Origin of the sequence: Paenibacillus catalpae, assembly GCF_900112695.1 — a bacterium.
GTDB lineage: Bacteria > Bacillota > Bacilli > Paenibacillales > Paenibacillaceae > Pristimantibacillus > Pristimantibacillus catalpae.
In genome coordinates, this window is the sequence record NZ_FOMT01000005.1 from 213,028 (window position 1) to 237,136 (window position 24,109).

Sequence of the window (24,109 nt, forward strand, 5' to 3'; positions counted from 1 at the left end):
GAATATGGCGAATGATCAGCATACTGAACTAGATGCCGAACAAAAACTCGATTTAGTGAAGGAACAATTGATTGAACAGGGGAAGAAAAGAGCCTCCTTAACTTATAAAGAGATTATGGAGAAATTATCCCCGTTTGATCAAGATCCGGAGCAAATTGATGAATTTTTCGAACAGCTGGATGATTTAGGAATTGAGGTACTAAACGAAAGAGATGAGGATCGCGATCCGCTTAACCGCGGTGAGGATTCTGAACGTGAGCAGGATGATTTCAACTTCGACGACGACTTGGCACTGCCGCCAGGGATCAAAATCAATGACCCTGTACGGATGTATTTGAAGGAAATTGGTCGTGTTCCGCTCCTGTCAGCGGATGATGAAATCGAACTGGCGCGACGGATTGAGAACGGGGATGAGGAAGCCAAGCGGAGACTTGCAGAAGCTAACCTTCGTCTCGTTGTCAGTATTGCAAAACGATACGTTGGCCGTGGCATGCTGTTCCTTGATTTGATTCAAGAAGGCAACATGGGTCTGATCAAAGCGGTAGAGAAGTTTGACCATCAAAAGGGCTTTAAATTCAGTACGTATGCAACATGGTGGATTCGTCAGGCGATTACGCGAGCCATTGCGGACCAAGCGCGGACGATCCGTATCCCGGTTCATATGGTTGAAACGATCAACAAGCTCATTCGTGTCTCGAGACAGCTCCTTCAAGAGCTCGGGCGTGAACCGACCCCGGAGGAAATTGCGGCGGAGATGGAACTCAGCACCGATAAAGTCAGAGAAATCATGAAGATCGCACAAGAGCCTGTGTCGCTGGAAACACCAATCGGTGAAGAAGACGATTCGCATCTGGGCGACTTTATTGAAGACCAGGAGGCACTGGCGCCTGCTGATGCAGCGGCTTATGAGCTGCTGAAGGAACAGCTGGAAGATGTGCTTGATACATTGACGGAGCGTGAGGAAAATGTTCTTCGCCTGCGCTTTGGCCTCGACGACGGACGTACGCGTACGCTCGAAGAAGTTGGCAAAGTATTTGGCGTAACCCGTGAACGGATTCGTCAGATTGAAGCGAAAGCCTTGCGTAAGCTTCGTCACCCAAGCCGCAGCAAACGGCTTAAAGACTTCCTAGAATAAGATAGCTTTACCAATAACGACCTTTCTGCTCTTGCAGCAAGGTCTTTTTTCTCAATTGACCAATTGTCATCCTACCTGAGAGGACAACATAAGGCATATGAACGAAGAGCGACGCCAGATTATCGTCCGAGAAATTCAACACTGGAGCAGAAGCAAGTTGCTGCCGGATCAATATTGTGATTTTCTGCTTAACTTGTACATGGATCATGATAAGGAAACAAAACGTGAATCCAGTCATTCGATAACCAAAGCCGTAATGGCCGTTCAGCATGCTTCCGGCAAGCATTGGCTCCTTACATTTGGATTTTTTACCTTTATTTCCTTTGTTGTGCTTTATTTTAACGTTTTTCATCCGCTATTGCAAATTGGGGTTTCGGCTGTTGCCGTCATCGGTTTGCTATGGTATGGCGCCCGTCTTCGCCGCCGTTATGAGGCTGCTGGGCTTGCCGTTACGGGTACGGGCATGCTGCTGATGCTTGGATCCGGCTTATACATATTGAAGCAGAATGATTGGACCGATTGGGGCTGGAAAGCAGTAATGCTCGGCTTTTGCGCGCTTTTCTGGGTTGTATATGGAATTGCGTCAAGAATTCAACTGCTGCATCTTTGCGGCTGGTTAGCGGGCATAATGGTATATGCATGGCTGTTGGCCGAATATACGAGCTTACCGGCTTGGTATGAATCACAGCTGTATTGGATGCCGATCTCAATCCTGTTCGGATGGGCGAGCTGGTTCGTGCATCGCTGGTCCAAACCGTCGGCAATGGTCTTATTCGCGGTATGTGCGATTTTATGGTTCATGCCGGAGTTGTATGAAATGATTGTATGGAAAGAACCTGTCATGCTGCAGCTGCAGCTGCAATTGCTAGTGAAGATTGCTGCAGGCGGCGGACTGTTGTTCTTTATGCGAAAACAATGGATGGTGTGGGTTGCTTAATGTTGAAACTTTCGAAACGTCTGCAGACCATTGCAGATTTTGTATCACCGGGCTCGCGTGTAGCGGATATCGGTTCCGATCATGCCTTGCTTCCGGTCTATTTGATTCAATCGGGCCGCGTTCCGTCTGCGATTGCAGGCGAACTGAATCCAGGCCCATTTGAGGCTGCGCGCAAACAGGCAGCAGATGCAGGACTGACAAGCAAACTTCAAGTGCGTCGTGGAGACGGCTTGTCTGTACTCCAGCCGGGGGAAGCTGATACCGTTACAATTGCCGGTATGGGCGGCAGCTTGATGAGCGGCATTCTGGAAGAGGGATTTTTAGCCGGCAAGCTGGATGGGGTGAAGGAGCTTGTGCTTCAGCCTAATGTTGGCGAAGAGTTCGTACGAGGCTGGCTGTTTAAGCGTGGCTGGTTCCTCGCAGAAGAGACCATTCTGGAGGAAGACGACAAAATTTATGAAGTGCTGCATGCCTTCAAGTATGATGAAGCGGAAGTAAAGGAGCGTAATGCTGAGGTGTACGATCCTTCTTTCCTTATGCTGTCTGTACATCAGGATAAAGGAGCCTCCATCTTGGAGAAGATGGGGCCGCATCTGCTTCGCGCGCCAAAAGAAGTCTTTTTCAAAAAATGGCGGTTTGAGCTTGATAAGCTGGGCCGAATTGTTGCTCAGATGTCCCAATCGGATCTGGAACAGGCGGAGCAGAAAAAGCAGCAATTCGTTGAAGAAATGAATGTGATCGAGGAGGTGCTTCAATGTTTGCAAACGGGCAAACCGTCATCCAAATAATGGAGCAGCTTGCGCCGAAGCATTATGCGGTTGAGAATGATAAGATCGGGCTTCAGCTCGGTACTTTAAATAAGGAAGTCCGCAAAGTCGTCGTAGCACTCGATGTTACCGATGAGGTTGTTAATGAAGCGATTGCTGCAGGAGCCGAGCTTATTATTGCGCATCACGCGATTATTTATCGACCTTTAGCGAAGCTCGATACGGCAACTCCAGCAGGCAGGCTGTACGAGAAGCTTATTAAGAATGATATTGCGGTCTACATTTCGCATACCAATCTGGATGTAGCCGATGGCGGCATTAATGATTGGATGGCCGACCTAGTCGGGATCAAGACCGAGGGGCGGCAATGCCTGGAGGAAGTGCATACCGATAAGCTGTATAAGCTTGTCGTATTTGTACCGGAGGACCATCATGAGAAGGTGCTTCAGGCGATGTTCCAGGCGGGTGCAGGTCATATCGGTGATTATAGCCACTGCAGCTTTAATATTGAAGGAACGGGTACCTTCCTGCCTGGCGAAGGAACGAATCCTTTTATAGGTAAGCCTGGGCAATTGGAGAAAGCGAAGGAAGTTCGTATTGAAACGATTGTTCCGCATAGCGTTCACCGTAAAGTGGTGCAGGCTATGCTGAAGGCGCATCCTTATGAAGAGGTTGCTTATGATTTGTACGCTGTGGATTTGAAGGGCCGTTCGTTTGGACTTGGCCGCAGCGGCAAGTTGGAGACACCTGTAACTCTCGGGGAATTGGCCGAAAAGGTGAAAGAAGTATTCGAAGTGCCTTATGTCCGGCTTGTTGGCGATCCGAACCGGATCTTGAAGAAGGCCGCCGTATTAGGCGGCTCCGGCGGGCGTTATACCCGTCATGCTCAATTTGCCGGCGCAGATGTATTGATTACAGGGGATGTTGACTATCACACCGCGCATGATGCTTTGGCGGATGGACTGTCGATCATCGATCCCGGCCACAACGTCGAGAAAATTATGAAGCAGCGTGTAGCGGATTGGCTAAATCAGCAGTTTTTGGATCGGAAGTATGAGACAAAAGCTGTTTATTCCTCCATCAATACGGAGCCTTTCCGTTTTGTGTAGTATTTGGTTCTATAAAACAGGTTGAGCTTTTGTAAAATTCCTTGTATACTTAGTCGTGCATCGGAAAGTTTGACAGACAATCGCTGGCGGCCTTGTTGCCGCGAGAGGAAAGTCCGGGCTCCACAGGGCAGGGTGCTGGATAACGTCCAGTCAGCGCGAGCTGAAGGATAGTGCCACAGAAATGGACCGCCGATGGCCGGCTTATGCCGTGCACAGGCAAGGGTGGAACCGTGGTGTAAGAGACCACGAGGAGTATAGGTGACTATATTCCTGGTAAACCCCACTTGGAGCAAGACCGAGAGAACGTAGCAGCTTCGAGCTGCAGCCTTAGCCCGAGGCTCGTTCGGGTTGGTTGCTTGAGCTGTTCAGCAATGGATGGCCTAGATAGATGATTGTCGCTTCGTCGTGGGAGGGTCGTTCCCGTTATGACCACTTGGAAGTACAGAACCCGGCTTACGGCAAACTTTCCGCAACGGACAACAAATTACGCCTCCTGGCATTCGCCGGGAGGCTTTTTGTTGTTTCGTTTCGGAAAGTTCAAGGTGGTTGGTTGGCAGTGGTCGTCGGGGGCGGGTATCTCTTTCGGTCGCTGTTGTCGTACCGACAAAGGCGACCGAAAGAGATACCCTTACCGCTCCTTTGGCGCCAACATCACTCTTTCCTTCACATCACAACAAATAAGCATCCCTGGCTCTTGCCAAGGATGCTTATTTATGTCCTCTAACCGAGGGATACCTCGCGTGGCTCCGCCGCTTGGTGCAGCTAACGTATCGCTGTCGATCGTCGAGGCAGGATATCTCTTTCGGCCGCTGTTGTCGTTCCGACAAAGGCGACGAAAAGAGATACACCTTTCGGCTCCTCTGGCGCCAATCGCAATAACAACAAGCAAGCATCCTTTGACCTATGCCAATTATGATGCTTGTATACATCGCGCAGTTTCGCCGCTCGGTCAGTACTGCCCCCACTGCACGTAATGCAGGAAAATTGAGGGAATTAGCCAGGGAAGGGTAGATACATTGCACGAAATGCAGGATATCAGACCGAAATGGCCTCAAATAGACTATTTAAGCAACTTATGGTGCATTTCGTGCAATATAACTCCGAATACGAGCTAACATCGGCACATTATAATGTATTTCGTGCAAGGTGAGCAGAAAGCAGTAGTTTTTGTCTCGCCAATAAAGCAAAAGCATCCTCGGCAATTGCCAGAGGATGCTTTACTTTAATTATTAAATGAACGGCGGGAGATCTAATCTGAGCGTCCTTCGTGTTAGCCCGCGTTATATTTCCGGCTGATCGCCTCCAAGCGGCGCTCGGTTTGGCTTGGGAAGTTCTGAAGGGCGGATGTGTAGTTCGATGCTGCCTTCAGAGCTTTGTCCACGTCGATCAGGCCGTAGCCGAAATAATTGTCCTTGCCTTTGTTGCCCAGATCAATGGAGGACTTGCGCATAATCTCCATGACTTCCTCGTTGTTCAGGTCAGGATTGATCGAACGGATCAAGCCTGCTAATGCCGCGACATGCGGGCTGGCCATTGACGTGCCCGACAAGGCTGCGTATTGGCTGCCCGGATAGGTGCTTGCAATGCTGTCTCCTGGCGCCGCAACGTCGATATAATCCCCGTAGTTGGAGAACGAAGCTTTGTTGTTGCCGGAGTCAGTAGCAGCGACTGCGAATACTTCCGGGTATGCGGCCGGATAGCCGGGACGGTCCGTATTATCGTTGCCGCTGGCTGCAACCAACACCACATCATGATCGTATGCATACTTAATAGCGTCGTGAAGGAACTCCGCCTGCGCATAGTTGCCAAGGCTCATATTAATAACTTTGGCACCGTGGTCTGTCGCCCATATAATCCCTTGGGCAACTGAATAGGTAGAGCCTGCACCGCTGCTATCCAGAACCTTTACCGGCATAAGCTTGTTGTACCAGGAGATGCCTGCCACACCTTCGCCATTGTTAACCGAAGCTCCAATAATGCCTGCGACATGGGTACCATGACCAACATCGTCATTAGGAGCGGCATCGGTATCTACAATGTTTGTGCCATCCATCAGTTTACCCTGCAGATCAGGGTGATCGGCCTGCACGCCAGTGTCCAGGATAGCCACGATTACTTTCTCATTGCCTTTCGATAAGCCCCAGCCTTTTTCGGTTTCGATAGAAGGCAGATTCCATTGATACTGGGAGTAAAGAGCATCGTTAGGAGTGATGATGTCAGCATTGTCATCTGCTGTTTCGTTGGTCAGGTACAGGTAGTGCGGCTCAACGTATTCGGTTTTCCAGGACTTTTGGAAATAATGAACCATTTTGTCTGCATCCATGTCCTTGGAACGGAATACGTAAGTGTCACCAATCCGTTGAATGTGCTGCGCGTTGATTTTTTGCTTAATTTGGTCTAATTGCTGGTTAGTCAGCTTATCCTGAAAATGTACAACCACATCCCTGACGTGATAATGGCTGGCATTGCCATTGTCTTCGCCGTTATGGACGGTTGTCTCGCGATTGGAATTAGGATCAACCGATTCAATCCGGTAATTGCCTTCCGCCGGATAAGGTACAAGCCGCAAGTTCCGTTTCTGATGACGTTCAACCTGCATGACAATATCCTGATTAATGACACCTACGACGCCAATGCCATTCTTTTTCCCGCTTGGGACTCCAAGCACCATGTACCGGCTGCCGGTTTCGCTCATGAACGGCTTGGACTGATAAGATTGACCCGCCTTCACCTTTGCTTTGGCATCGGCAACATACTGAGCTGCTGTTTTATCCGGAAGGGCTCCACGATCTACACTCCGGTTTCCATTAAGCCAGCTGATATAGGCCATATGCTTGTGCATATTCATCATGTGGGTAACCTTATCGGATTGCGCCTTCAGCGTATGGGCTTTTACACCGCTGTTCATGAGTTTATGGAATTCTTTGCTGCATTCGGTTGAGCAGAGCAGGGCGGTGGCATCCATATCTTTATTTAAGGTTTTCACTTTAAGTGTTTTTTCCTGTTCTGCCGAGAAGTTTCTCACCTCTGATTCAGGAGCTTTCCGGTCATTGAAGATATAACGTGTACCGGGTACAACAATGGCTACCAGTGCTATAATGGCACAAAGACCAATCCATTTTTTTGCGTTCATTGTTCCTTCGTCCCTCCGTTGCTAAGCCAGCGTAGTTGTCACACTACTGGATAGGTTGCACATCGTTAGGCTGAAAATATGCGCGGAACAATGTCTGAAACGCCAGTACCAAACCAATGTAATTTGTGGTATCATATTGTCGGTGCCTTAGTTTTTTTTGTTGTAGTAGAAGAAAGGGGAACTACCTATATGCCATCGACCAATGCGAAGTCGCTTAGTGAAACATCGCGTACAAAGTTAAAAGATGCAATTAATCAATTGGAATCGTTTCTTAACCAGTATTCGCTGAACCAATTAATCGGCGAAGAAACTGGAGATGAAGCACAAACGTTTTACAAAGGCCTTTTGTCTGATTTGAGACATTTGTTGGTCTTCTCCGAAGTCTCGGTTGAGAAACTGGGAGTATTGCTCAGAAGACCAAATTTCGATAACGACTTTGCTGAACGCGCCTTGTACGATGTATATCATCAGTGCGTGAATGCCTTCTTCTATCCGAAGAATGAATGTTACTCGGAAGACGGCCGTTATGCTTATACCGGACAAGACGCAATCCGCTTCCGCTTTAAGCCAGTACGTGAAGCGCGTGACATCGTTCTTAGCGTGTCCAAGATCTACGAAGAGCTGCGCGATGAATTGGCTTATTATGAGAATGATTACATGACCCAGCGCCGTATGCAGGGGCAAAAATAGGACGGAATGAATCACTTTCGATCAGGGAAACTTGATAACGGAGGTGATTTTTTTTATGCCGAAAGGTGTATCCTGCAGCGTATCGAACTGTACCTTCTGGAAAGAAGGCAACAATTGCAACGCCGATGCCATTTCCATTGATATTGATCAGCATGCTGACTTCAATGAAGAATTTGCAGCTGACGATCTTGGGCTTTACCATCAGGACCAAGCGACGGAATCATCCGCTACCTGCTGCCACACTTTTAAACCGAAGGAGTGACGGGGAATGGATCAAAGAGGCGTAAAAATCACGGATCGTCATAAGAACGATTATCCGCAATATGAAGTATCGGCACCAAATGCGATGCCGGATTTGAACGGCGGTAAAGTGGAAGAATGGGCCAATGAAAATAACGTCAATAACGTCCATGAAGAAATGGCAGCGGATTTCGCTGTAGGAAGTCCCGTCTCCTATGTACCAAGAGAACAAAGCATTGAAGAAGCAGCAGAAGATGTAGAGGCCGGAGGAACAGCCCTTGGCTGGGTTGCACTAGTATTTGCTGCCGCATCCTGGTTTTTATGGCCGGTTGTACTTGGCATCACTTCAGCTGTACTTGGCTTCATTGCATATCGCCAGGGAGCAAGAGCGCTTGGCGGATGGGCAATGGCAATTGGCCTTATCGCTGTATTACTTTCGTTAGTCATTGTTCCGTTTTATTACGCGGTAACCTGAGTCAAAGCCTTGGCGGCAATTACGCCGCTGAGGCTTTTTTTTGTTATAGATACATAATATTGGTTTGATCCAACAGATTTACCCTGCTGTGGGCACTTACAAAAGGATTGTCAATAACTTTGGATTGCCGCTCTGCCCGATTTTACCTATAATTTATAGATGTATGGGAGGGGAACAACCGATGATTATTGATATTAGGCAGGCTAGCTGGGAACGTGGGGACAAGCAGGTTCTGAGCGAGATCAATTGGCAGGTTCAGCCAAACGAGCATTGGTGCTTGCTGGGCTTGAACGGATCCGGTAAAACAACACTTCTGAATATGATTAACGGCTATATATGGCCAACCGGCGGACAGATTTCTGTTCTGGGCAAGAAATTCGGCGAATACGATTTGCGCGAGCTTCGCAAAAGCATCGGCTGGGTCAGCACTTCCCTGCAGCAGAAGCTGTATGGAAGCGAAACGGCCATCAACATCGTTTTAAGCGGAAAGTTCGCCACAATCGGTCTCTATGATCATACAAATGAAGAGGACAGCGTTCAAGCATTGGAGTTGCTGGCCAATCTGGGCTGTTCTTACCTGGCAAGTCGTACGTACGACACCATGTCGCAGGGTGAACGGCAGCGCGTCTTGATTGCAAGAGCACTTATGGCAAAGCCTAAGCTGCTTATCCTGGACGAGCCTTGCACCGGACTTGATGTCTTTGCGAGAGAACAACTGTTATCCATGATTCATAAGGTTGCAAAAGAAGGACCTACAATTATATATGTCACGCATCATGTGGAGGAAATACTGCCTTGCTTCAGCCATACGCTTCTGATCAAGCAGGGCGAAGTATTTGCGGCGGGAGCAACAAATGAAGTGTTGACCTCTGAGCGAATGAGCCGGTTTTTTGACGTTCCGGTGGACATTGAGCGCCGTGACGGACGGAACTGGCTGTTCGTTAAGGAATCGGAGTCGCTATGGAACTCGAATTAGTCCAGCCGCAGCTTCAGCCGGAACAGGAGCCGCGTCAAAAAAGATTTTTCAACTGGCTTCGCTTTCGACTCGCAAGGCGTCTTGAATATGACGGACCGCTCTGGCGTTCCGGTGCTGCAGGCCTTCTGCTGTTTGGCTCTGCCGCGATTACGACAGCCGCATTAGGAATGCCGACGGGATTTGGAACAGCCGTTGACATTGGTGCTTTTGTGCTGGCTAATGCATTGGCCTTGCTGTTGGCCTCGCAGCTAATAGCGATCATTTTATCGCTGCTGTATGTACCGGTTCCGCGGTTGTTTGCCGGCTTTTTGCTGTATGTCGGATTCGAATGCTATTATATTTTGTATTATTCAGATTTTGAGATCTGGAACTCGGCCATATGTGCTGTTATTTTTACAGCCATTGGAGCTATAGCCGGCGTGCTGATCGGCTGGTTCAGCCGAAGCCGTGTACGCATCCTATCGGGTATGGTTCTTGCCGTTATGCTGGTGTCCGGAACCTTCATCTGGATCGTGGAGCCGTCGGGCGGCGGAGAAGCGGCTACGGTATTCGCCGGTGCGGAGGAAGCAGGGGCTCCCGCTGTTATCGATGCCGAGAATCCAGGCGAGCCAGGCGATTACGGCTACCATTTCTTCAATTATGGAAGCGGGTCCGATAAACAGCGTGATGATTATGGGGAAGACGCAGAGCTGATCTCGAAGTCGGTTGATGCTTCCGAATACATGAAACACTGGTATTGGATGAAAGAGAAGTTCTGGGGATTTGATGAAGATAATCTGCCTCTAAACGGCCGGGTGTGGATGCCTGAAGGGAATGGTCCGTTCCCGCTCGTGCTGATGGTACACGGCAATCACTTAATGGAAGACTTCTCGGATGCCGGCTATGATTATTTGGGCGAGCTGCTTGCAAGCCGCGGATATATTGCGATCTCCGTGGATGAGAACTTCTTGAATTACTCGACTTGGTCGGGTATTCCGGATAATGATTTCAAGGTCAGAGCCTGGATGCTGCTCAAGCATATTCAGCAGATTCAATCCTTTAGCGAGATGCCGGATAATGCTTTTTATAACCGGGTCGATTTCTCCAATATTGCTCTGATCGGGCACTCCCGGGGCGGACAGGCCGTTGCGATGGCAGCAGACCAGAACACTTGGTTTGCCGACGATCAAACGCTTGACAGCCTGAACAAAACCCAAGTTCAGATCCAAACGGTTATTGCCCTTGCTCCAACGGACAAAACCATTGACAGCAAGACAGCGAAGCTGACAGATGTCAATTATCTGGTCCTGCAGGGAGCACGTGATGGAGACGTGAATGACTTTTACGGGGACCGGCAATATATCCGGACAAGCTTTACGCCCGATTCCGGCTACATGAAAGCATCCGTGTATTTGTCGGAGGCGAATCACAGCCGGTTTAATACGGAATGGGGAATGATGGATGAGCGTCCGCCAGGCGGATTGTTTCTCAGCCAGCGCGGGATGATGAAGGCGGCTGAACAGCAGCAGGCTGCAAAAGTGTATGTAGCCGCATTTCTTGAATCAACGCTTCATCGGAAGACGGATTATATTCCGCTGCTGCAGGATTACCGTACAGGTCTTGGTTGGCTTCCGGATTCCACGGCTTATGTGACGCGATATGAGGATTCGTCCTTTCATATGATTGCGCGCTTTGATGAGGACCGCATCAAGACAACACTTCCTCAAGGCGGAAAGCTTGAAGCCGATAATCTGAAATCATGGGACGAGCATGATGTGAAAGACCGTGATCATAATAACAAGGGAACCGTAGGCGCTCAGATCGAATGGCTGGAGGACAGCTCTTACACGTTGTCCTTGGCTCAGCCGTTTTCGCTAGCAGAGGCTGCAGAGGCGAATCGCATGTTTGCTTTTTCCCTCGCGAATTTGTCATCGCAGCTGGATCCTGATCATCAGGTGACTTCACCGGAAATTCAGATCGAGTTAACGTCGTCAACTGGCGATGCTATCATACTTCCGCTCGATCGGTATATGTCTGTACAGAAGCCGTTCTTGACGACCTATACTCTTATTCCTTGGCTCGAGAAGACGATTAAGAGCGGGAAATACAAGCATAATACGGAATCGGTATTCCAGACCTTCCGGATACCGCTGAAAGATTTCGCTCAGGCAGTCAATAATAAAACGATATCCGTCAGCCAGATTACGTTCCGCTTTATCGGTGGTCCGGGTAAAATCATGCTGGATGATATCGGCATATCGCAATAAAGAAGGGCTCCCGGCAAGGGAGCCCTTTCTAATCCTCTTGTTCATCTTTGAACGTAAACCGTCTTGCCGCGTACAGGAATGGGGTAGAGCAGACGGAAACGATAAATTTAATGACGTACGTCGAGAGGAAGACGGAAATCCATAGGCTTCCTTCCAGTGTGCCGGCAAACGCAATCGTACAGAAAATGAGCGTATCTACGAACTGGCTTACAACTGTACTGCCGTTATTGCGGATCCACAGCTGTCCCGGTGCAGGAAACACCCGTTTAAGAATCGAATAAATCCGCACGTCCAGGAACTGGCTCACAAAGTAAGCACATAGGCTGCCCAGAGCAATTTGCGGCATAAGCCCGAAGATCGTATGCAGAGCATCATTGGTGTCGTGGGCAAGCTCTGAAGGATCCGGCCGGAAGACGAGTGCCATCTGCATAATAATCGTTGAAGCGATAAGGGTAAAGAAACCGAACCACACCGCTTTTTTTGCGGAACGCTCGCCATACTTTTCGTTCAGTAGATCGGATGCGAGATAGATGGTGCCGTACATCGTATTACCAAGTGTAATGACGATATCAAAGGGCATCTCGACGGTTTTGACGACTTGAACATTAGCCAGAACAGTCGCCATCCCGATCCATGCGTAAATGCCCACACGGCCAAACAGCCGGTATGAGATTAAAAATAACGTAAAATGGACGAGCATAAATAGCGCGCCAAACCACAAATTAAACATAGTGCCTCCTGTTGGACTTCCTAAACCGTATGCGCGGTGAGAGAACTTGCAGCCCGCATGCGCAGGGTGTATGATAGATTTTCTGCCTTTGATATTATAATCGTTCGCTTTCAGCGGATCAATACGATTTTGGGACGGTGACACCCCTTCACCTTGACAGGCAGATTTTGTTACAATGGGAAAACGACCATTTTACAACTATTTTTCTCTATATTGTGTTTATATTTCGCCAGCGAAACTTAGGTTGTGCCTCCAATGGTGGTGCAGCCGTTTACGCTTGAAGGAGAGGATAAGTCATGCAGGACGAGCAGCGTATGGAAGAGCAAAAACGAGTGGACCGTATGATGCGGCTCATTCGTGAGCAGCTGGGAAAGCTGCTGCAAACCTCAAGCGGCATGAGGGAAGATATCGTTGATATCCGGAAAAATTTCTGGGATGATGTCACGCTGAATTTCGAGGATGCGGCTGAGTCTGCAGAGTCGGCCGCGAGCTTGAAGCAGCAGGCTGAAGTACTTGCTGAACGCGAGCACAGCCACAGGCATGCCGTGCAGCAGGTCAAGCTGCTGCGGAAGCTGGAGCAAACCCCTTATTTCGGGCGTGTCGATTTTATAGAAGAAGGAACCTCGGAGGAAGAACAGATCTATCTCGGGATCGGTTCTATGCTGGATGAGAGCGGTTCGAATTATTTGGTTTATGATTGGCGGGCGCCTGTTTCCAGTCTTTATTATGATTACTCGCCTGGTCCAGCCAAATATGTAACGCCTTCCGGATCGATTACCGGCGAGATGACGCTCAAGCGCCAATATGTCATTCGCCGAGGCCAGATCATCAGTATGTTTGACACAGGCGTTACCATCGGTGACGAGCTGCTTCAGGAGGTACTGGGCAAGCAGTCGGATGCGCAAATGAAGAGTATTGTAGCAACAATTCAGCGCGAGCAGAACCAGATAATCCGTAATGAACGGGCGAGACTGCTGATTGTGCAAGGAGCAGCCGGAAGCGGCAAAACATCTGCGGCTCTGCAGCGTGTGGCGTACCTTCTATACCGCTACCGGGGATCGCTGCAGGCCGACCAGATCGTCTTGTTCTCGCCGAACCCGATGTTCAACAGCTACGTGGCAACCGTTCTTCCGGAGCTGGGCGAGCAAAATATGCAGCAGACGACCTACCAGCAATATCTGGAGCATCGCATCGGGCAATCGTTTGCGCTGGAGGACCCTTTTGCTCAGATGGAGTATACGCTTGGCAGCATGGATGATCCCGACTATGAGACACGCATCGCTTCTATTCGACATAAGTCGGGCGCATCCTTCATGAAGGTTGTTGAGAACTATGTGGAAACGCTCGGCGAATCAGGCTTATTGTTTAAATCGATCAAGTTCAGAGGCAGGAAGCTAATCACGGCAGAAGCGATCGAGCAGCATTTTTACAGCCTGGCTAGGACCTATACCATTCCAAACCGGCTTAAGATGGTGGCCGAATGGCTTCTCAAAGAGCTGACCCGTTTAAGCAAGGAAGAACGTAAGAAGCAGTGGGTGGAAGATGAGATGGAGCTCCTTGATAAAGAAGAATACATCCACGCCTTTAATGAATTGCGCCGGAAGGAACGTTATACTTCGGACTCCTTTGATGATTTTGGCCGTGAGAAAGATATGCTGGCTACCATGATCGTGCAGGAGCGGTTCAAACGTTTGCGGAGCCGCGTGAAAAAGCTGAGATTTGTCGACACGCAGACCTTATACCGTCGATTGTACGAGAAGGAACAAGCGTCATGGTTTGTCGAAGACCGCCGGTCCGATTGGGAAGCCATTCGCAGGCTTACATTGGAACAGCTTAACCGCGGAGTGCTTACTTATGAAGATGCAACGCCGTACTTATATATGAAGGATTTGGTGGAAGGCTTCCAAATGAACACGTCGGTGAGGCATTTGTTTATTGATGAAGCGCAGGATTATTCCCCGTTCCAGTTCCATTATATGAAGAGAGTTTTTCCAATGGCGAAGATGACAGCCCTTGGGGATCTGAATCAGTCGATTTTTGCGCACGCGGCATTGGGGAACGGATTTGATCCGCTTGGGGACCTATACAGCAAGGATGAGACGGAGACCATTGTACTCACTCGAAGCTACCGCTCCACGAAGCAGATTGTCGAATTCACAAGTAAAATGATCGAGGGCGGAAGTCGGATTGTGCCGTTTAATCGTGATGGCGACGAGCCAACCATAACGGCTGCCGCTGACGAAGATGAATTGCATGCTTTGATTGCAGGGCGTATCCGTCTTCTTCAAGAAGAGGGTGCCAATTCGATAGCGGTGATCTGCAAGACAGCGGAAGAAAGCCGGACGGCATTTGAGGCGCTGGAAGCGGGATGTCCGGGGATGCGGCTTATTGAGAAGGAGACGGTAACCTTCGAGAACGGCACCGTCGTCATTCCTTCCTATCTGGCCAAAGGCGTGGAGTTTGATGCGGTTATCCTGTATAACGCCTCGAGCCGGGTATACAAGCAAGAAAGCGAGCGCAAGCTGTTTTATACAGCCTGCACCCGCGCGATGCACGAGCTGCATGTGTATTATCTCTCAGAGCCAACACCGTTCTTATCGCAAGCTCTAGCCAAAAAATAAGTCAGCGATTACCGGCCGTTTCGTACTTCCGGCCAGATATCGCTGACTGCGACCTGCAGTTCAGCAGCAATCAGCTCAGCCGTCAACCGGCTGGGCTTTTTTATATGTCCATTACGCAGCTTGGAAATAGTTTGCATGGATATATTTGTGGCGGATGCCATCTGATTTGCGCTGATATCCCGTTTGGCCATCCACATTTTTAATCGTTTGGCGGAATCATGGACTTGGTTAATGGCTGTTAATGGCTCATCCAGGGCAAATTCGCTCTTGTCCTCGAAGATAATCAAGGCATAGTTGGCATCATCGTGATCGGTTACCGTCAATGTCCTGAACTCCACATGTACGGGAATCTCATCTTGTTTGAAGGTAGTCAGAACAGTCTCCTGCGTGAAATGCTGACCGCTATCACATGGCAAATGGCTGTTAATCAACAGATCAAGCGAAGCAGACTTGAGCTGCTCCTGTTTATATCCGGAAAGCCTGCAGAAGGCCTCGTTCGTTTCGTGTATGGTCGTTGTTTCTTTTGTCACTCTAACTAGCATCATCGGTTGGTCCAGTATTTGAAAGATGTGATAGAACGCTGGCAATAAACGTTTCCTCCTTAATTCCAAGCACGCCAATGTACAAAATCGAGTATAAGCCGTAAGCATGTCTCTATACAATAGATTTACTAGATTTAACAAAATCGTCAAGAATAAATTCAAAATGGTTTAATAAATTAAACTTGCTGGCATGAAACGGTTCTATCGTGCGGAAGATGGCATATCTGCGAAGAAATGATTGATTCATCAGCTAACAGCGAGCTTTATATCAACCTTTCTTCTCAGTTAAGATTAGACAACGCAGGTTTGAAGCTTCGAGGGGGAATAGACAACATGAAAACATGCGGAATCGATAATTGCTCCAAACCGATAAAAGCAAGAGACCTGTGCTCCATGCACCATCAGCGTCTGATGAGACATGGCGATCCACTTATCGTTATGCCTCGCAGGACAAAGAAATTGGTCGATTGCACCTGGATCAACTGTTCTAGTCAAGCCGTATCAAAGGGACTCTGTGTCAAGCATTATTACATCAATCGCGTTTCAAAGCGAAATGATCAAATTAATGTGAGATAAGGTGACATCCATTTTCTGAAAATGGGGTGTTTATTTTCATGAAAATATGTATAATGAAGGTAACTCCCTATTTACCAGAGAATAAACCCTTATTCGGTACCATTCTAACCCAATGGAGGCGATTGTCGGAAATGATTCAAACGGCACCGTATGGCCTTCTGATGAGCGATTTGTATTTGTTCAACAAGGGCTGCGCTTACCACAGTTTCCGGTTCATGGGCGCACATGTAATGGACTGGGATGGTGAATTTGGCGTCAGGTTTGCAGTGTGGGCTCCGCACGCCAGGGAAGTTCGTCTTGTTGGCCATTTTAACAGCTGGGATGGTTCCGGTTCGTTAATGGAGCGCGTTAGTTCGACCGGTGTTTGGGTACTCTTTGTCCCTGGACTTGGCGAAGGCGCTGTTTACAAGTACGAGATTGTTACCTCTTCCGGGCAGCGGCTGCTCAAAGCAGATCCTTACGCTTTCCTCGCTGAAAGGCGTCCTCGAACCGCCTCCGTTGTGTCTGATCTTAACGGGTTCGCATGGCGGGATAAGAAATGGATGGATACCAAACATCTACGACCAGCCTACTCCAATCCACTGTTAGTTTACGAAGTACATGCCGGTTCCTGGCAGCTGAAGGGGAAAGAGGATTTCCTCACCTACGACGAGCTTGCCGAGCAGCTGGTTCCTTACGCAGCCAAGATGGGGTATACCCATATTGAGCTGATGCCGCTTAACGAACATCCTTTTGACCAATCCTGGGGTTATCAGATAACCGGTTATTATGCGCCGTCCAGCCGATATGGCCAGCCCAAACAGCTGATGCATTTTATCGATTGCTGCCATGTACACGGTATCGGTGTCATTCTGGATTGGGTCCCCGGTCATTTTTGCAAGGACGATCACGGGCTCAGGCGATTTGACGGAACCCCGATTTACGAGGGGAACGACGAACGGCTGGCCGAGAAGCCTTTATGGGGAACACTGGCCTTTGATTTCAAACGAAATGAAGTTGTCAGCTTCCTTATCTCCAACGCCATCTACTGGATGGAAATGTTCCACTTCGACGGTCTTCGGATTGATGCCGTCGCCAGCATGATAAACCTCCACATGGATAAACCGCCCGAGCTCTTCACCTGGAACGAGTATGGCGGTATTGACAATCTAGACGCTCTCCGCTTTATGAAACGGCTAAACGAAACCGTATTTCACTACTACCCAGACGCACTAATGATTGCAGAAGACTCTTCTGCTTGGCCTGCAGTTACCTCACCTACCTACTTAGGCGGGCTGGGCTTTAATTTTAAATGGAATATGGGCTGGATGAACGATGTATTACGCTATATGTCGACTGATCCTGCTGACCGCTCACACCACCACCACCTACTAACTTTCTCGCTTTTGTATGCTTTCTCAGAAAATTATGTTTTACCGTTCTCGCACGATGAAGTTGTGCACGGCAAACGTTCGCTTCTAAACAAGATGCCCGGCTCCTACGAGGAGAAGTTTTCCCAATTACGTTTATTATACGGTTACTGGATCGCGCATCCCGGCAAGAAGCTGCTATTTATGGGCGGAGAATGGGGACAGTTCGACGAATGGAAGGACCGCGACCCACTCGACTGGAAGCTGCTGGATTATGAGCTTCACGGTAAGATGCATAAGTACGTTAAAGCTTTGAACCATGTCTATACCAATGAACCCTCACTGTGGGAAAGGGATCAGGACCCAACTGCATTCCAATGGATTGATGTGAATAATGCTGAACAATCGATCATATCTTTCATTCGTTATGGCAAGCATGGCTTTACCGTTACGGTTGCCAACTTCTCCAGAAATGGATATACCCATTATCGATTAGGCGTGCCGCAGCCGGGCTGTTATCGCATGATCCTAAACAGCAATGAGGTACAGTTCGGAGGTTCCGATTCACGGTCTTTAAAGAAATATAACAGCGAGAAAATGGGATGGCACGGCTATAACCAGAGCATTTCCATCTATCTCCCCCCTCTATCCTTCCAGTTGTTCAGCTTTGCGAGTGGGGACACACATTAAGAAGGGGTTGGTGTCATGGGTCGAAAAAAGGAAATGGTTGCAATGCTGCTTGCAGGAGGAGAAGGCAAGCGACTAGGCGTTCTCACAAAGGATCTGGCAAAGCCGGCGGTGTATTTTGGAGGGAAATACCGCATCATTGATTTTACGTTAAGCAACTGCGCGCATTCCGGTATAGATACTGTAGGAGTGTTGACGCAGTATCAGCCGCTGGAACTAAACCGGTATTTGGGCATTGGAAGCCCGTGGGGGCTCGACCGCAAGGATGGCGGTATGGCCATCCTGCCTCCTTATGTGAAGCAAAAAGGCGGCGTATGGTATAAAGGAACGGCTAACGCGATTTATCAAAACATGGCGTTTATCGAACGCTACGATCCAAACTATGTCCTGGTCATCTCGGGTGACCATATCTATAAAATGGACTACGATCTCATGCTGCAGCATCATAAAAAAACAGGAGCAGATATTACGATTGCAGGCATTGAGGTGCCATGGAAGGAAGCAAGCCGGTTTGGTGTCATGCATGTCGATGACGAAGACCGGATTACAGCATTCGAGGAAAAACCTAAAACCCCAACCAGCAATATTGCGTCGATGGGCGTTTATATTTTCTCTTGGTCCGTTCTGCAAAAATACTTGATTTATGACGAGGGCAGCCGAAATTCCAGCCATGACTTCGGCAAAGATGTCATCCCCGCGATGATGAGAGACGGCCTGCATCTGAGTGCTTATTCGTTCCGCGGCTATTGGAAGGATGTCGGCACTATTGACAGCTTATGGGAAGCCAACATGGATCTGCTGGATGATAACCCTTCGCTTGATCTGGCGGATAAAGATTGGCGCATTTATTCGGTCAGCCCGAACCGGCCGGCTCAATATATTGCTTCCGGTGCAAGCGTGTCCTCATCGATGGTGACGGAAGGCTGCATCGTTGAAGGCGTAGTTGAGCGTTCGGTCTTGTTTTTTGGCGTGAATACCGGCAAGAACAGTATTGTATATGAATCGGTCATTATGCCGAATGTACAAATTGGAAAAGGCGCCCGCATTTATCGAGCGATTATTGGCGAAGGTGCTGTAATTGAAGATGGCGTATGCATCGGCAGTCCCGATGATGATGCTATAACGGTTGTTGCTGTAGGAGAATTAGTAACCAATGAACCTGTGCTGCTGGAGGTGGAGCCGTCATGAAACATCAAGTAATGGGCGTTATTAATCTTATTCACGAAACAGATGATATGGAGCGGCTGACCCAGAACCGCTGCCTTGCTACTGTGCCGTTTGGCGCAAGATACCGGCTTATTGATTTCATCTTGTCCAGCATGGTGAATTCGGGAATCAATAAAGTAGCCGTATTCGCACATACGAAATTCCGTTCTCTAATGGATCATGTCGGTTCCGGCGACCATTGGGACTTAAATAATCGTCAAAGCGGATTATTCCTGCTTCCTCCGGCAACGGATGATATTCAGGAGGTCAGCCGCGGAGACTTATACCATTTCTATCAGCACCGTGATTATTTCAACCGTTCCACGCTCGAATATGTCGTGATCGCCCGCAGTCATATGGTATGCAATATTGACTTCGAGCCGATTATTGAAGCGCATAAGGCGCGTGAAGCGGATATTACGGTTGTTTGCAAGGAAGATGCCGATCTGATGGGCGGCAAGGCGCGCAAGATGAAGATGGATGCGGACGGCAGAATCACAGCTATGCAGGATCATTACGGCAGAATGCATAGCAGCCTCTCTTCCATGGAGATGTACATTATGAGAAAAGATCTGCTTATGGAGCTGGTGGAGACTTCACTGGCACAGGGGCAGGACCATTTGGTCCGGCATGCGATTTTTTCGAGAATCGATAAGCTTCGGGTATACGGATATTTGCACGAGGGTTATCTGGCGGTTGTCAATACGTTGTCGAGCTTCTATCAAAGCAATATGAGCCTGCTTCGCCCAGAGGTCTGGCGGGAGCTGTTCTTCCAGCCTGGAACGGTCTTTACGAAGGGTAAAGACGAACCGCCTGCGCGTTATTTGTGCACCTCGAAGGTTTCAAATTCGCTTATTGCAAACGGCTGCCGAATAGAAGGAACGGTAGAGAACAGTATTCTGTTCCGCGGTGTCCATGTTCGCAAAGGAGCTGTTGTCCGCAACAGCATTATTATGCAAAACGGCGACATCGGCGAGAACAGTCTTGTCCAGCACTGCATCCTGGATAAGGATGTACGTGTGCAGTATGACCGTGATATCCGCGGTTCCTCCGATAACCCGTTTCTTGCAGGCAAACGCAAAATTATATAAAAAGCAATATAAATATGGATAGGGTATGAGGTGATCAGATTGAATATATTAATGGCCGCTTCCGAAGCCAATCCGCTCGCCAAGACGGGGGGGCTTGCTGATGTAGCAGGTGCTTTGCCAAAGGCGCTTAAGCAGCGGGGAGCCGATGCTAGAATCATTATGCCGAAGTATGAGGAAATCTCTGAAAATCATATTCAGCAGTTTGAGAGAATTGCAGAGTTTCAGGTGAATTTCGGTTGGCGGAATCAATATTGCGGGTTAATGAGGGCGGAAATCGAGGGTGTCATCTACTACTTAATCGATAATGAATTCTACTTCAGGCGCAGAGGGCTGTACGGTTATGGCGATGATGCCGAGCGCTTTGTCTTTTATTGCTTTGCCGTGATGGAATCGGTCCGTTATATGGATTTCCATCCGGATATTGTCCACTGTCATGACTGGCAGGCCGGACTTATTCCATTCCTGCTCCGTACCCGTTATGCCAATGATCCGGGATGGGAAGGCGTAAAATCGGTGTTTACCATTCATAACCTTATGTATCAAGGTTTGTTTGGCATTGACCTGCTGAAGGAGCTGCTTGGCGCGGGAGATGACACTTTTACCGCCGACAGCCTCGAATTCCATGGCGCGGCAAGCTGCCTGAAAGGCGGGCTTGTCTATGCGGACAAACTGACCACGGTTAGTGACGCCTATGCGAAGGAAATTCAAAGCTGGGAGTACGGCGAGCGCCTTGACGGACTGCTGCGGGGACGCTCCGGCGATTTGTCGGGTATCTTGAACGGTATTGACACCGAACTGTTTGATCCGATGAATGATGACGCCCTACATACGCCTTATCGTTCCTCTATTGCCCGCAAGCGGAAAAACAAACTGTCCCTGCAGGCGGAGCTTGGTCTTCCCGAATCGGAAGACGTACCTCTCCTTGGCATCGTCAGCCGTCTGGTTGAGCCTAAGGGTCTGGAGCTGATCACCTCCAAGCTGGACCAGCTATTACAGGAGGATGTCCAGGTTGTCGTGCTTGGAGCAGGGGAGAGGCAGTATGAGGATAGCATGAATTGGTTCGCCGCAGTTTATCCGCATAAATTCAAGGTATGGCTTGGGTATAATGATCGTCTGGCAAGAAGGATTTATGCGGGGTCGGATATTTTCCTCATGCCTTCCCGGTTTGAACCTTGCGGTTTAAGCCAGCTGTTGGCGCTTCGTTACCGGTCGATTCCTGTTGTTCGGGAAACCGGCGGTCTAAAGGATACGGTGCTATCCTATAATGAAGTTACCGGGGAAGGCAACGGCTTCAGCTTCACGCATTATAATGCGGATGATTATTGGTACACGCTCAAACGGGCGCTGCACTTCTACCGTGATGAAGCGGCATGGCGCCGCATCGTGGACAATGCCGGAAAGGAAGATTACAGCTGGAGCCGCTCGGCAAAAGCTTATATGGCCTTGTATGAACAACTTCTTGTTTCTCGAAAGGGGACTGAAAGATGGCCCGTCACCTTGTAATCGGCAATGGAAAACTGCTGCTCAATTTGGATCAACATTGTTTTATTCGGGATATTTATTTTCCGTATGTCGGACAGCTTAACCATGTGGGCGGACACTATTGCCGGTTCGGGATCTGGATCGGAGGCGCATTCTCTTGGCTGGATGAGAAAGAGTGGACATTCGAGCTTAATTATATCGAGGATTCCCTCGTGACGAATATCATTGCAAAGCACGAGGGACTAGGCGTTGAACTGCATATGAATGACGGTATTCATCAGCGTGAATGTATTTACATTAAGCGGGTTGTTGTGCGCAACAGGAGGAATGAAAGCCGGGAAGCCCGGCTGTTCTTCCATCAGGATTTGATGATTGAAGGATCAGAAGTAGGAGACACGGCAGCTTATTACCCGGAAAATAATACAATGTTCCACTATAAGCGCTCGAACTACTTTATGTTCAGCGGATGTACGGATGAAGGCGGCATTATGCAGTATTCCACAGGCATCAAAAGATTCCATTCCGCCGAAGGAACATGGCGTGACGCGGAGGACGGCGTGCTGATGGGCAATACGATTGCCCAGGGCTCCGTTGACAGTACAATCGGACTGCGCACAACTGTGCCCGCCAATGGCGAGAAGACGCTGTATTACTGGATGTCGGTAGGCAAAAATCTGGAGGAAGTGAAGACCCTTCATAAATATGTGAAGGATAATCATCCGGAGAAGCTGCTCAGCCGGATCGTCATCTATTGGAAGCATTGGCTGCAGCGCTCCGAGACCGATCTTGGCGACCTGTCCAAGGATGTCATCCGGATGTTCAAGCATAGTTTGCTGCTTGTCCGGACGCAGGTGGATGAACGCGGCGCGATACTGGCTGCCAACGATACGGATATCCTGCAGTACAATAGGGATCATTACAGCTATATGTGGCCGCGTGACGGCGCGCTCATTGCCGAGGCCATGTCACTGGCCGGATACCAGAGCGTAATTGCCCCGTTCTTCCATTTTTGCGCGAACGCACTCTCGCCGGATGGTTATTTGTACCACAAGTACAATCCGGACGGAACAGTCGGTTCCAGCTGGCATCCGTATATCGTGAAGGGAAGCCAGAGGATTCCGATCCAGGAGGATGAGACAGCGCTTGTCCTGTTTGCCTTGTGGCAGGACTACTCGCGTAATCAGGTTATTGAGCTGCCTCAGTCGCTCTACAGCAATCTGATCCGCAAAGCGGCTTCCTTCCTTAGCGAATATATCGAGCCGGAGCTTTCTCTTCCGAAGCCAAGCTATGATCTATGGGAAGAACGTTACGGAATCTGGACGTATACGGCTGCTTCTGTTTACGCCGGACTTATGGCTGGCGCTTTCTTTACCGAATTGTTCGGAGATTACGAGCGGAGCGATCATTACCGAAACACAGCATATACGATCAAGAACGGCATCTTAACCCATCTATGGGATGAGGAATCCGGCCGGTTTGCGCGAGGACTCGTTCAGAGGGATAACCGCTGGGTGAAGGATATGACGCTGGAGAGCAGTGTATTTGGTCTGTGGGAGTTTGGTGTCTTGTCCGTTCATGATGAACGCGTGGAGAAGACGATGAACGCCATCAAGGATGGTCTGCAGATCCGGACGAATATTGGCGGTATTGCCAGGTACACGAATGATTATTATTTCCAGCAGTCCGGAGAGATTGATCAAGTGCCGGGCAACCCATGGATTATCTGTACGTTATGGGTGGCCAATTATGAAATTGAATCCGCGCAAACGCTTGCCGATCTGGAAGGTCCTATGAAGACGCTTGAGTGGGTCGTTGAGCATGCGTTGTCGAGCGGTCTGCTTCCGGAACAGCTTAATCCGTATGACGGTTCTCCGTTGTCCGTTGCTCCGCTCACCTGGTCGCATGCTACCTTTGTGCAAAGCGTAAGCAAATATGCAGCCAAGTACAAAGAGCTTGCCAAACCGTAATGAAGATGCAAAGAGGTTGTCCCATAATTCATTAAATGACGATGGGTGCTAGCCAGAAGCCGGGTGGCTTTTGCTTGCCCGCAATCTGTTGAAGAAAAAATAGCGGTGCAGAGATTGTTCTCTGCACCGCTATTTTTATTGAAAACGGAA

Annotated in this window: 18 protein-coding genes and 1 other RNA gene; 16 read left to right on the forward strand and 3 right to left on the reverse strand. The window is 49.0% G+C overall.

The window, feature by feature from the left end:
* The first annotated feature begins 4 nt into the window (after positions 1-4).
* The 5 genes from rpoD to rnpB all read left to right on the forward strand — a co-directional run bounded on the left by rpoD (position 5) and on the right by rnpB (position 4,419).
* Positions 5-1,135 (forward strand): RNA polymerase sigma factor RpoD, encoded by a 1,131-nt coding sequence (gene rpoD / locus BM200_RS22305; protein ID WP_091188865.1) that lies wholly within the window; start codon positions 5-7, stop codon positions 1,133-1,135.
* 97 nt (positions 1,136-1,232) lie between these two features.
* Positions 1,233-2,072, forward strand: coding sequence for a hypothetical protein (locus BM200_RS22310; protein ID WP_091188866.1), 840 nt, complete (start codon positions 1,233-1,235; stop codon positions 2,070-2,072).
* A complete protein-coding gene (locus tag BM200_RS22315; RefSeq protein WP_091188867.1) occupies positions 2,072-2,860 on the forward strand; it encodes a tRNA (adenine(22)-N(1))-methyltransferase in 789 nt (262 codons plus the stop codon). Before BM200_RS22310 ends, BM200_RS22315 begins: the two co-directional genes overlap by 1 nt.
* The gene (locus tag BM200_RS22320) at positions 2,827-3,948 is read left to right on the forward strand and encodes a Nif3-like dinuclear metal center hexameric protein (protein ID WP_091188868.1); all 1,122 of its coding nucleotides are present in this window, start codon (positions 2,827-2,829) and stop codon (positions 3,946-3,948) included. Before BM200_RS22315 ends, BM200_RS22320 begins: the two co-directional genes overlap by 34 nt.
* A 64-nt stretch (positions 3,949-4,012) precedes the next feature.
* An RNA gene (gene rnpB / locus BM200_RS22325) (RNase P RNA component class A) lies at positions 4,013-4,419 on the forward strand.
* Between the two features lie 799 nt (positions 4,420-5,218).
* On the opposite strand, the gene BM200_RS22330 is transcribed toward rnpB, so the two are convergent.
* On the reverse strand, positions 5,219-7,081 hold the full coding sequence (locus BM200_RS22330) for a S8 family peptidase (RefSeq protein ID WP_091188869.1): 1,863 nt from the start codon (positions 7,079-7,081) through the stop codon (positions 5,219-5,221).
* A gap of 189 nt (positions 7,082-7,270) precedes the next feature.
* Between BM200_RS22330 and BM200_RS22335 the strand changes: the two genes are divergently transcribed.
* From BM200_RS22335 to BM200_RS22355, 5 genes are all read left to right on the forward strand, one after another.
* On the forward strand, positions 7,271-7,771 hold the full coding sequence (locus BM200_RS22335; RefSeq protein WP_091188870.1) for a YpuI family protein: 501 nt from the start codon (positions 7,271-7,273) through the stop codon (positions 7,769-7,771).
* Positions 7,772-7,826: 55 nt separating this feature from the next.
* Positions 7,827-8,033, forward strand: coding sequence for a DUF1540 domain-containing protein (locus BM200_RS22340; protein ID WP_091188871.1), 207 nt, complete (start codon positions 7,827-7,829; stop codon positions 8,031-8,033).
* 6 nt (positions 8,034-8,039) lie between these two features.
* Positions 8,040-8,486 carry a hypothetical protein gene (locus BM200_RS22345; RefSeq protein ID WP_091188872.1) on the forward strand — a complete coding sequence of 149 codons (447 nt, stop codon included), beginning with the start codon at positions 8,040-8,042 and terminating at the stop codon, positions 8,484-8,486.
* A 181-nt stretch (positions 8,487-8,667) separates the two neighbouring features.
* Positions 8,668-9,462 carry an ABC transporter ATP-binding protein gene (locus BM200_RS22350; protein WP_091188873.1) on the forward strand — a complete coding sequence of 265 codons (795 nt, stop codon included), beginning with the start codon at positions 8,668-8,670 and terminating at the stop codon, positions 9,460-9,462.
* Positions 9,447-11,708, forward strand: a complete 2,262-nt coding sequence (locus tag BM200_RS22355; RefSeq protein ID WP_091188874.1) for an alpha/beta hydrolase family protein — start codon at positions 9,447-9,449, stop codon at positions 11,706-11,708. Before BM200_RS22350 ends, BM200_RS22355 begins: the two co-directional genes overlap by 16 nt.
* Positions 11,709-11,736: 28 nt before the next feature.
* Here BM200_RS22355 and BM200_RS22360 read toward each other — a convergent pair whose 3' ends face one another.
* Positions 11,737-12,438: a queuosine precursor transporter gene (locus tag BM200_RS22360; protein ID WP_091188875.1), complete on the reverse strand. Its 702-nt coding sequence runs from the start codon at positions 12,436-12,438 to the stop codon at positions 11,737-11,739.
* Positions 12,439-12,734: 296 nt separating this feature from the next.
* On the opposite strand from BM200_RS22360, the gene helD reads away from it, so the two are divergent.
* Positions 12,735-15,059, forward strand: a complete 2,325-nt coding sequence (gene helD / locus BM200_RS22365) for an RNA polymerase recycling motor HelD (protein ID WP_091188876.1) — start codon at positions 12,735-12,737, stop codon at positions 15,057-15,059.
* 8 nt (positions 15,060-15,067) lie between these two features.
* Here the strand turns inward: helD and BM200_RS22370 are convergent, their stop codons facing one another.
* A complete protein-coding gene (locus BM200_RS22370) occupies positions 15,068-15,646 on the reverse strand; it encodes a helix-turn-helix domain-containing protein (RefSeq protein ID WP_175532971.1) in 579 nt (192 codons plus the stop codon).
* A 662-nt stretch (positions 15,647-16,308) separates the two neighbouring features.
* On the opposite strand from BM200_RS22370, the gene glgB reads away from it, so the two are divergent.
* The 5 genes from glgB to BM200_RS22400 are packed head-to-tail and all read left to right on the forward strand — an operon-like array spanning position 16,309 to position 23,959.
* On the forward strand, positions 16,309-18,216 hold the full coding sequence (glgB, locus tag BM200_RS22380; RefSeq protein WP_091188879.1) for a 1,4-alpha-glucan branching protein GlgB: 1,908 nt from the start codon (positions 16,309-16,311) through the stop codon (positions 18,214-18,216).
* 15 nt (positions 18,217-18,231) lie between these two features.
* Entirely contained in the window at positions 18,232-19,401 is a 1,170-nt protein-coding gene (locus tag BM200_RS22385; RefSeq protein ID WP_091188880.1) for a glucose-1-phosphate adenylyltransferase, read from the forward strand.
* A complete protein-coding gene (glgD, locus tag BM200_RS22390) occupies positions 19,398-20,510 on the forward strand; it encodes a glucose-1-phosphate adenylyltransferase subunit GlgD (protein WP_091188881.1) in 1,113 nt (370 codons plus the stop codon). Before BM200_RS22385 ends, glgD begins: the two co-directional genes overlap by 4 nt.
* Before the next feature lie 39 nt (positions 20,511-20,549).
* Positions 20,550-22,013, forward strand: a complete 1,464-nt coding sequence (gene glgA, locus BM200_RS22395) for a glycogen synthase GlgA (RefSeq protein ID WP_091188882.1) — start codon at positions 20,550-20,552, stop codon at positions 22,011-22,013.
* Positions 21,995-23,959, forward strand: coding sequence for a glycoside hydrolase family 15 protein (locus BM200_RS22400; protein ID WP_091188883.1), 1,965 nt, complete (start codon positions 21,995-21,997; stop codon positions 23,957-23,959). The genes glgA and BM200_RS22400 overlap by 19 nt, the downstream gene beginning before the upstream one ends.
* Positions 23,960-24,109 lie beyond the last annotated feature (150 nt).

Coding starts and splice junctions, on each gene's coding strand:
- BM200_RS22355 (WP_091188874.1), top strand. CDS start 9,447: ATGGAACTCGAATTAGTCCAGCCGCAGCTTCAGCCGGAACAGGAGCCG.
- BM200_RS22400 (WP_091188883.1), top strand. CDS start 21,995: ATGGCCCGTCACCTTGTAATCGGCAATGGAAAACTGCTGCTCAATTTG.
- BM200_RS22330 (WP_091188869.1), bottom strand. CDS start 7,081: ATGAACGCAAAAAAATGGATTGGTCTTTGTGCCATTATAGCACTGGTA.
- BM200_RS22360 (WP_091188875.1), bottom strand. CDS start 12,438: ATGTTTAATTTGTGGTTTGGCGCGCTATTTATGCTCGTCCATTTTACG.
- glgB (WP_091188879.1), top strand. CDS start 16,309: ATGATTCAAACGGCACCGTATGGCCTTCTGATGAGCGATTTGTATTTG.
- helD (WP_091188876.1), top strand. CDS start 12,735: ATGCAGGACGAGCAGCGTATGGAAGAGCAAAAACGAGTGGACCGTATG.
- BM200_RS22345 (WP_091188872.1), top strand. CDS start 8,040: ATGGATCAAAGAGGCGTAAAAATCACGGATCGTCATAAGAACGATTAT.
- BM200_RS22335 (WP_091188870.1), top strand. CDS start 7,271: ATGCCATCGACCAATGCGAAGTCGCTTAGTGAAACATCGCGTACAAAG.
- BM200_RS22385 (WP_091188880.1), top strand. CDS start 18,232: ATGGGTCGAAAAAAGGAAATGGTTGCAATGCTGCTTGCAGGAGGAGAA.
- BM200_RS22340 (WP_091188871.1), top strand. CDS start 7,827: ATGCCGAAAGGTGTATCCTGCAGCGTATCGAACTGTACCTTCTGGAAA.
- BM200_RS22320 (WP_091188868.1), top strand. CDS start 2,827: ATGTTTGCAAACGGGCAAACCGTCATCCAAATAATGGAGCAGCTTGCG.
- rpoD (WP_091188865.1), top strand. CDS start 5: ATGGCGAATGATCAGCATACTGAACTAGATGCCGAACAAAAACTCGAT.
- BM200_RS22350 (WP_091188873.1), top strand. CDS start 8,668: ATGATTATTGATATTAGGCAGGCTAGCTGGGAACGTGGGGACAAGCAG.
- BM200_RS22315 (WP_091188867.1), top strand. CDS start 2,072: ATGTTGAAACTTTCGAAACGTCTGCAGACCATTGCAGATTTTGTATCA.
- BM200_RS22310 (WP_091188866.1), top strand. CDS start 1,233: ATGAACGAAGAGCGACGCCAGATTATCGTCCGAGAAATTCAACACTGG.
- glgD (WP_091188881.1), top strand. CDS start 19,398: ATGAAACATCAAGTAATGGGCGTTATTAATCTTATTCACGAAACAGAT.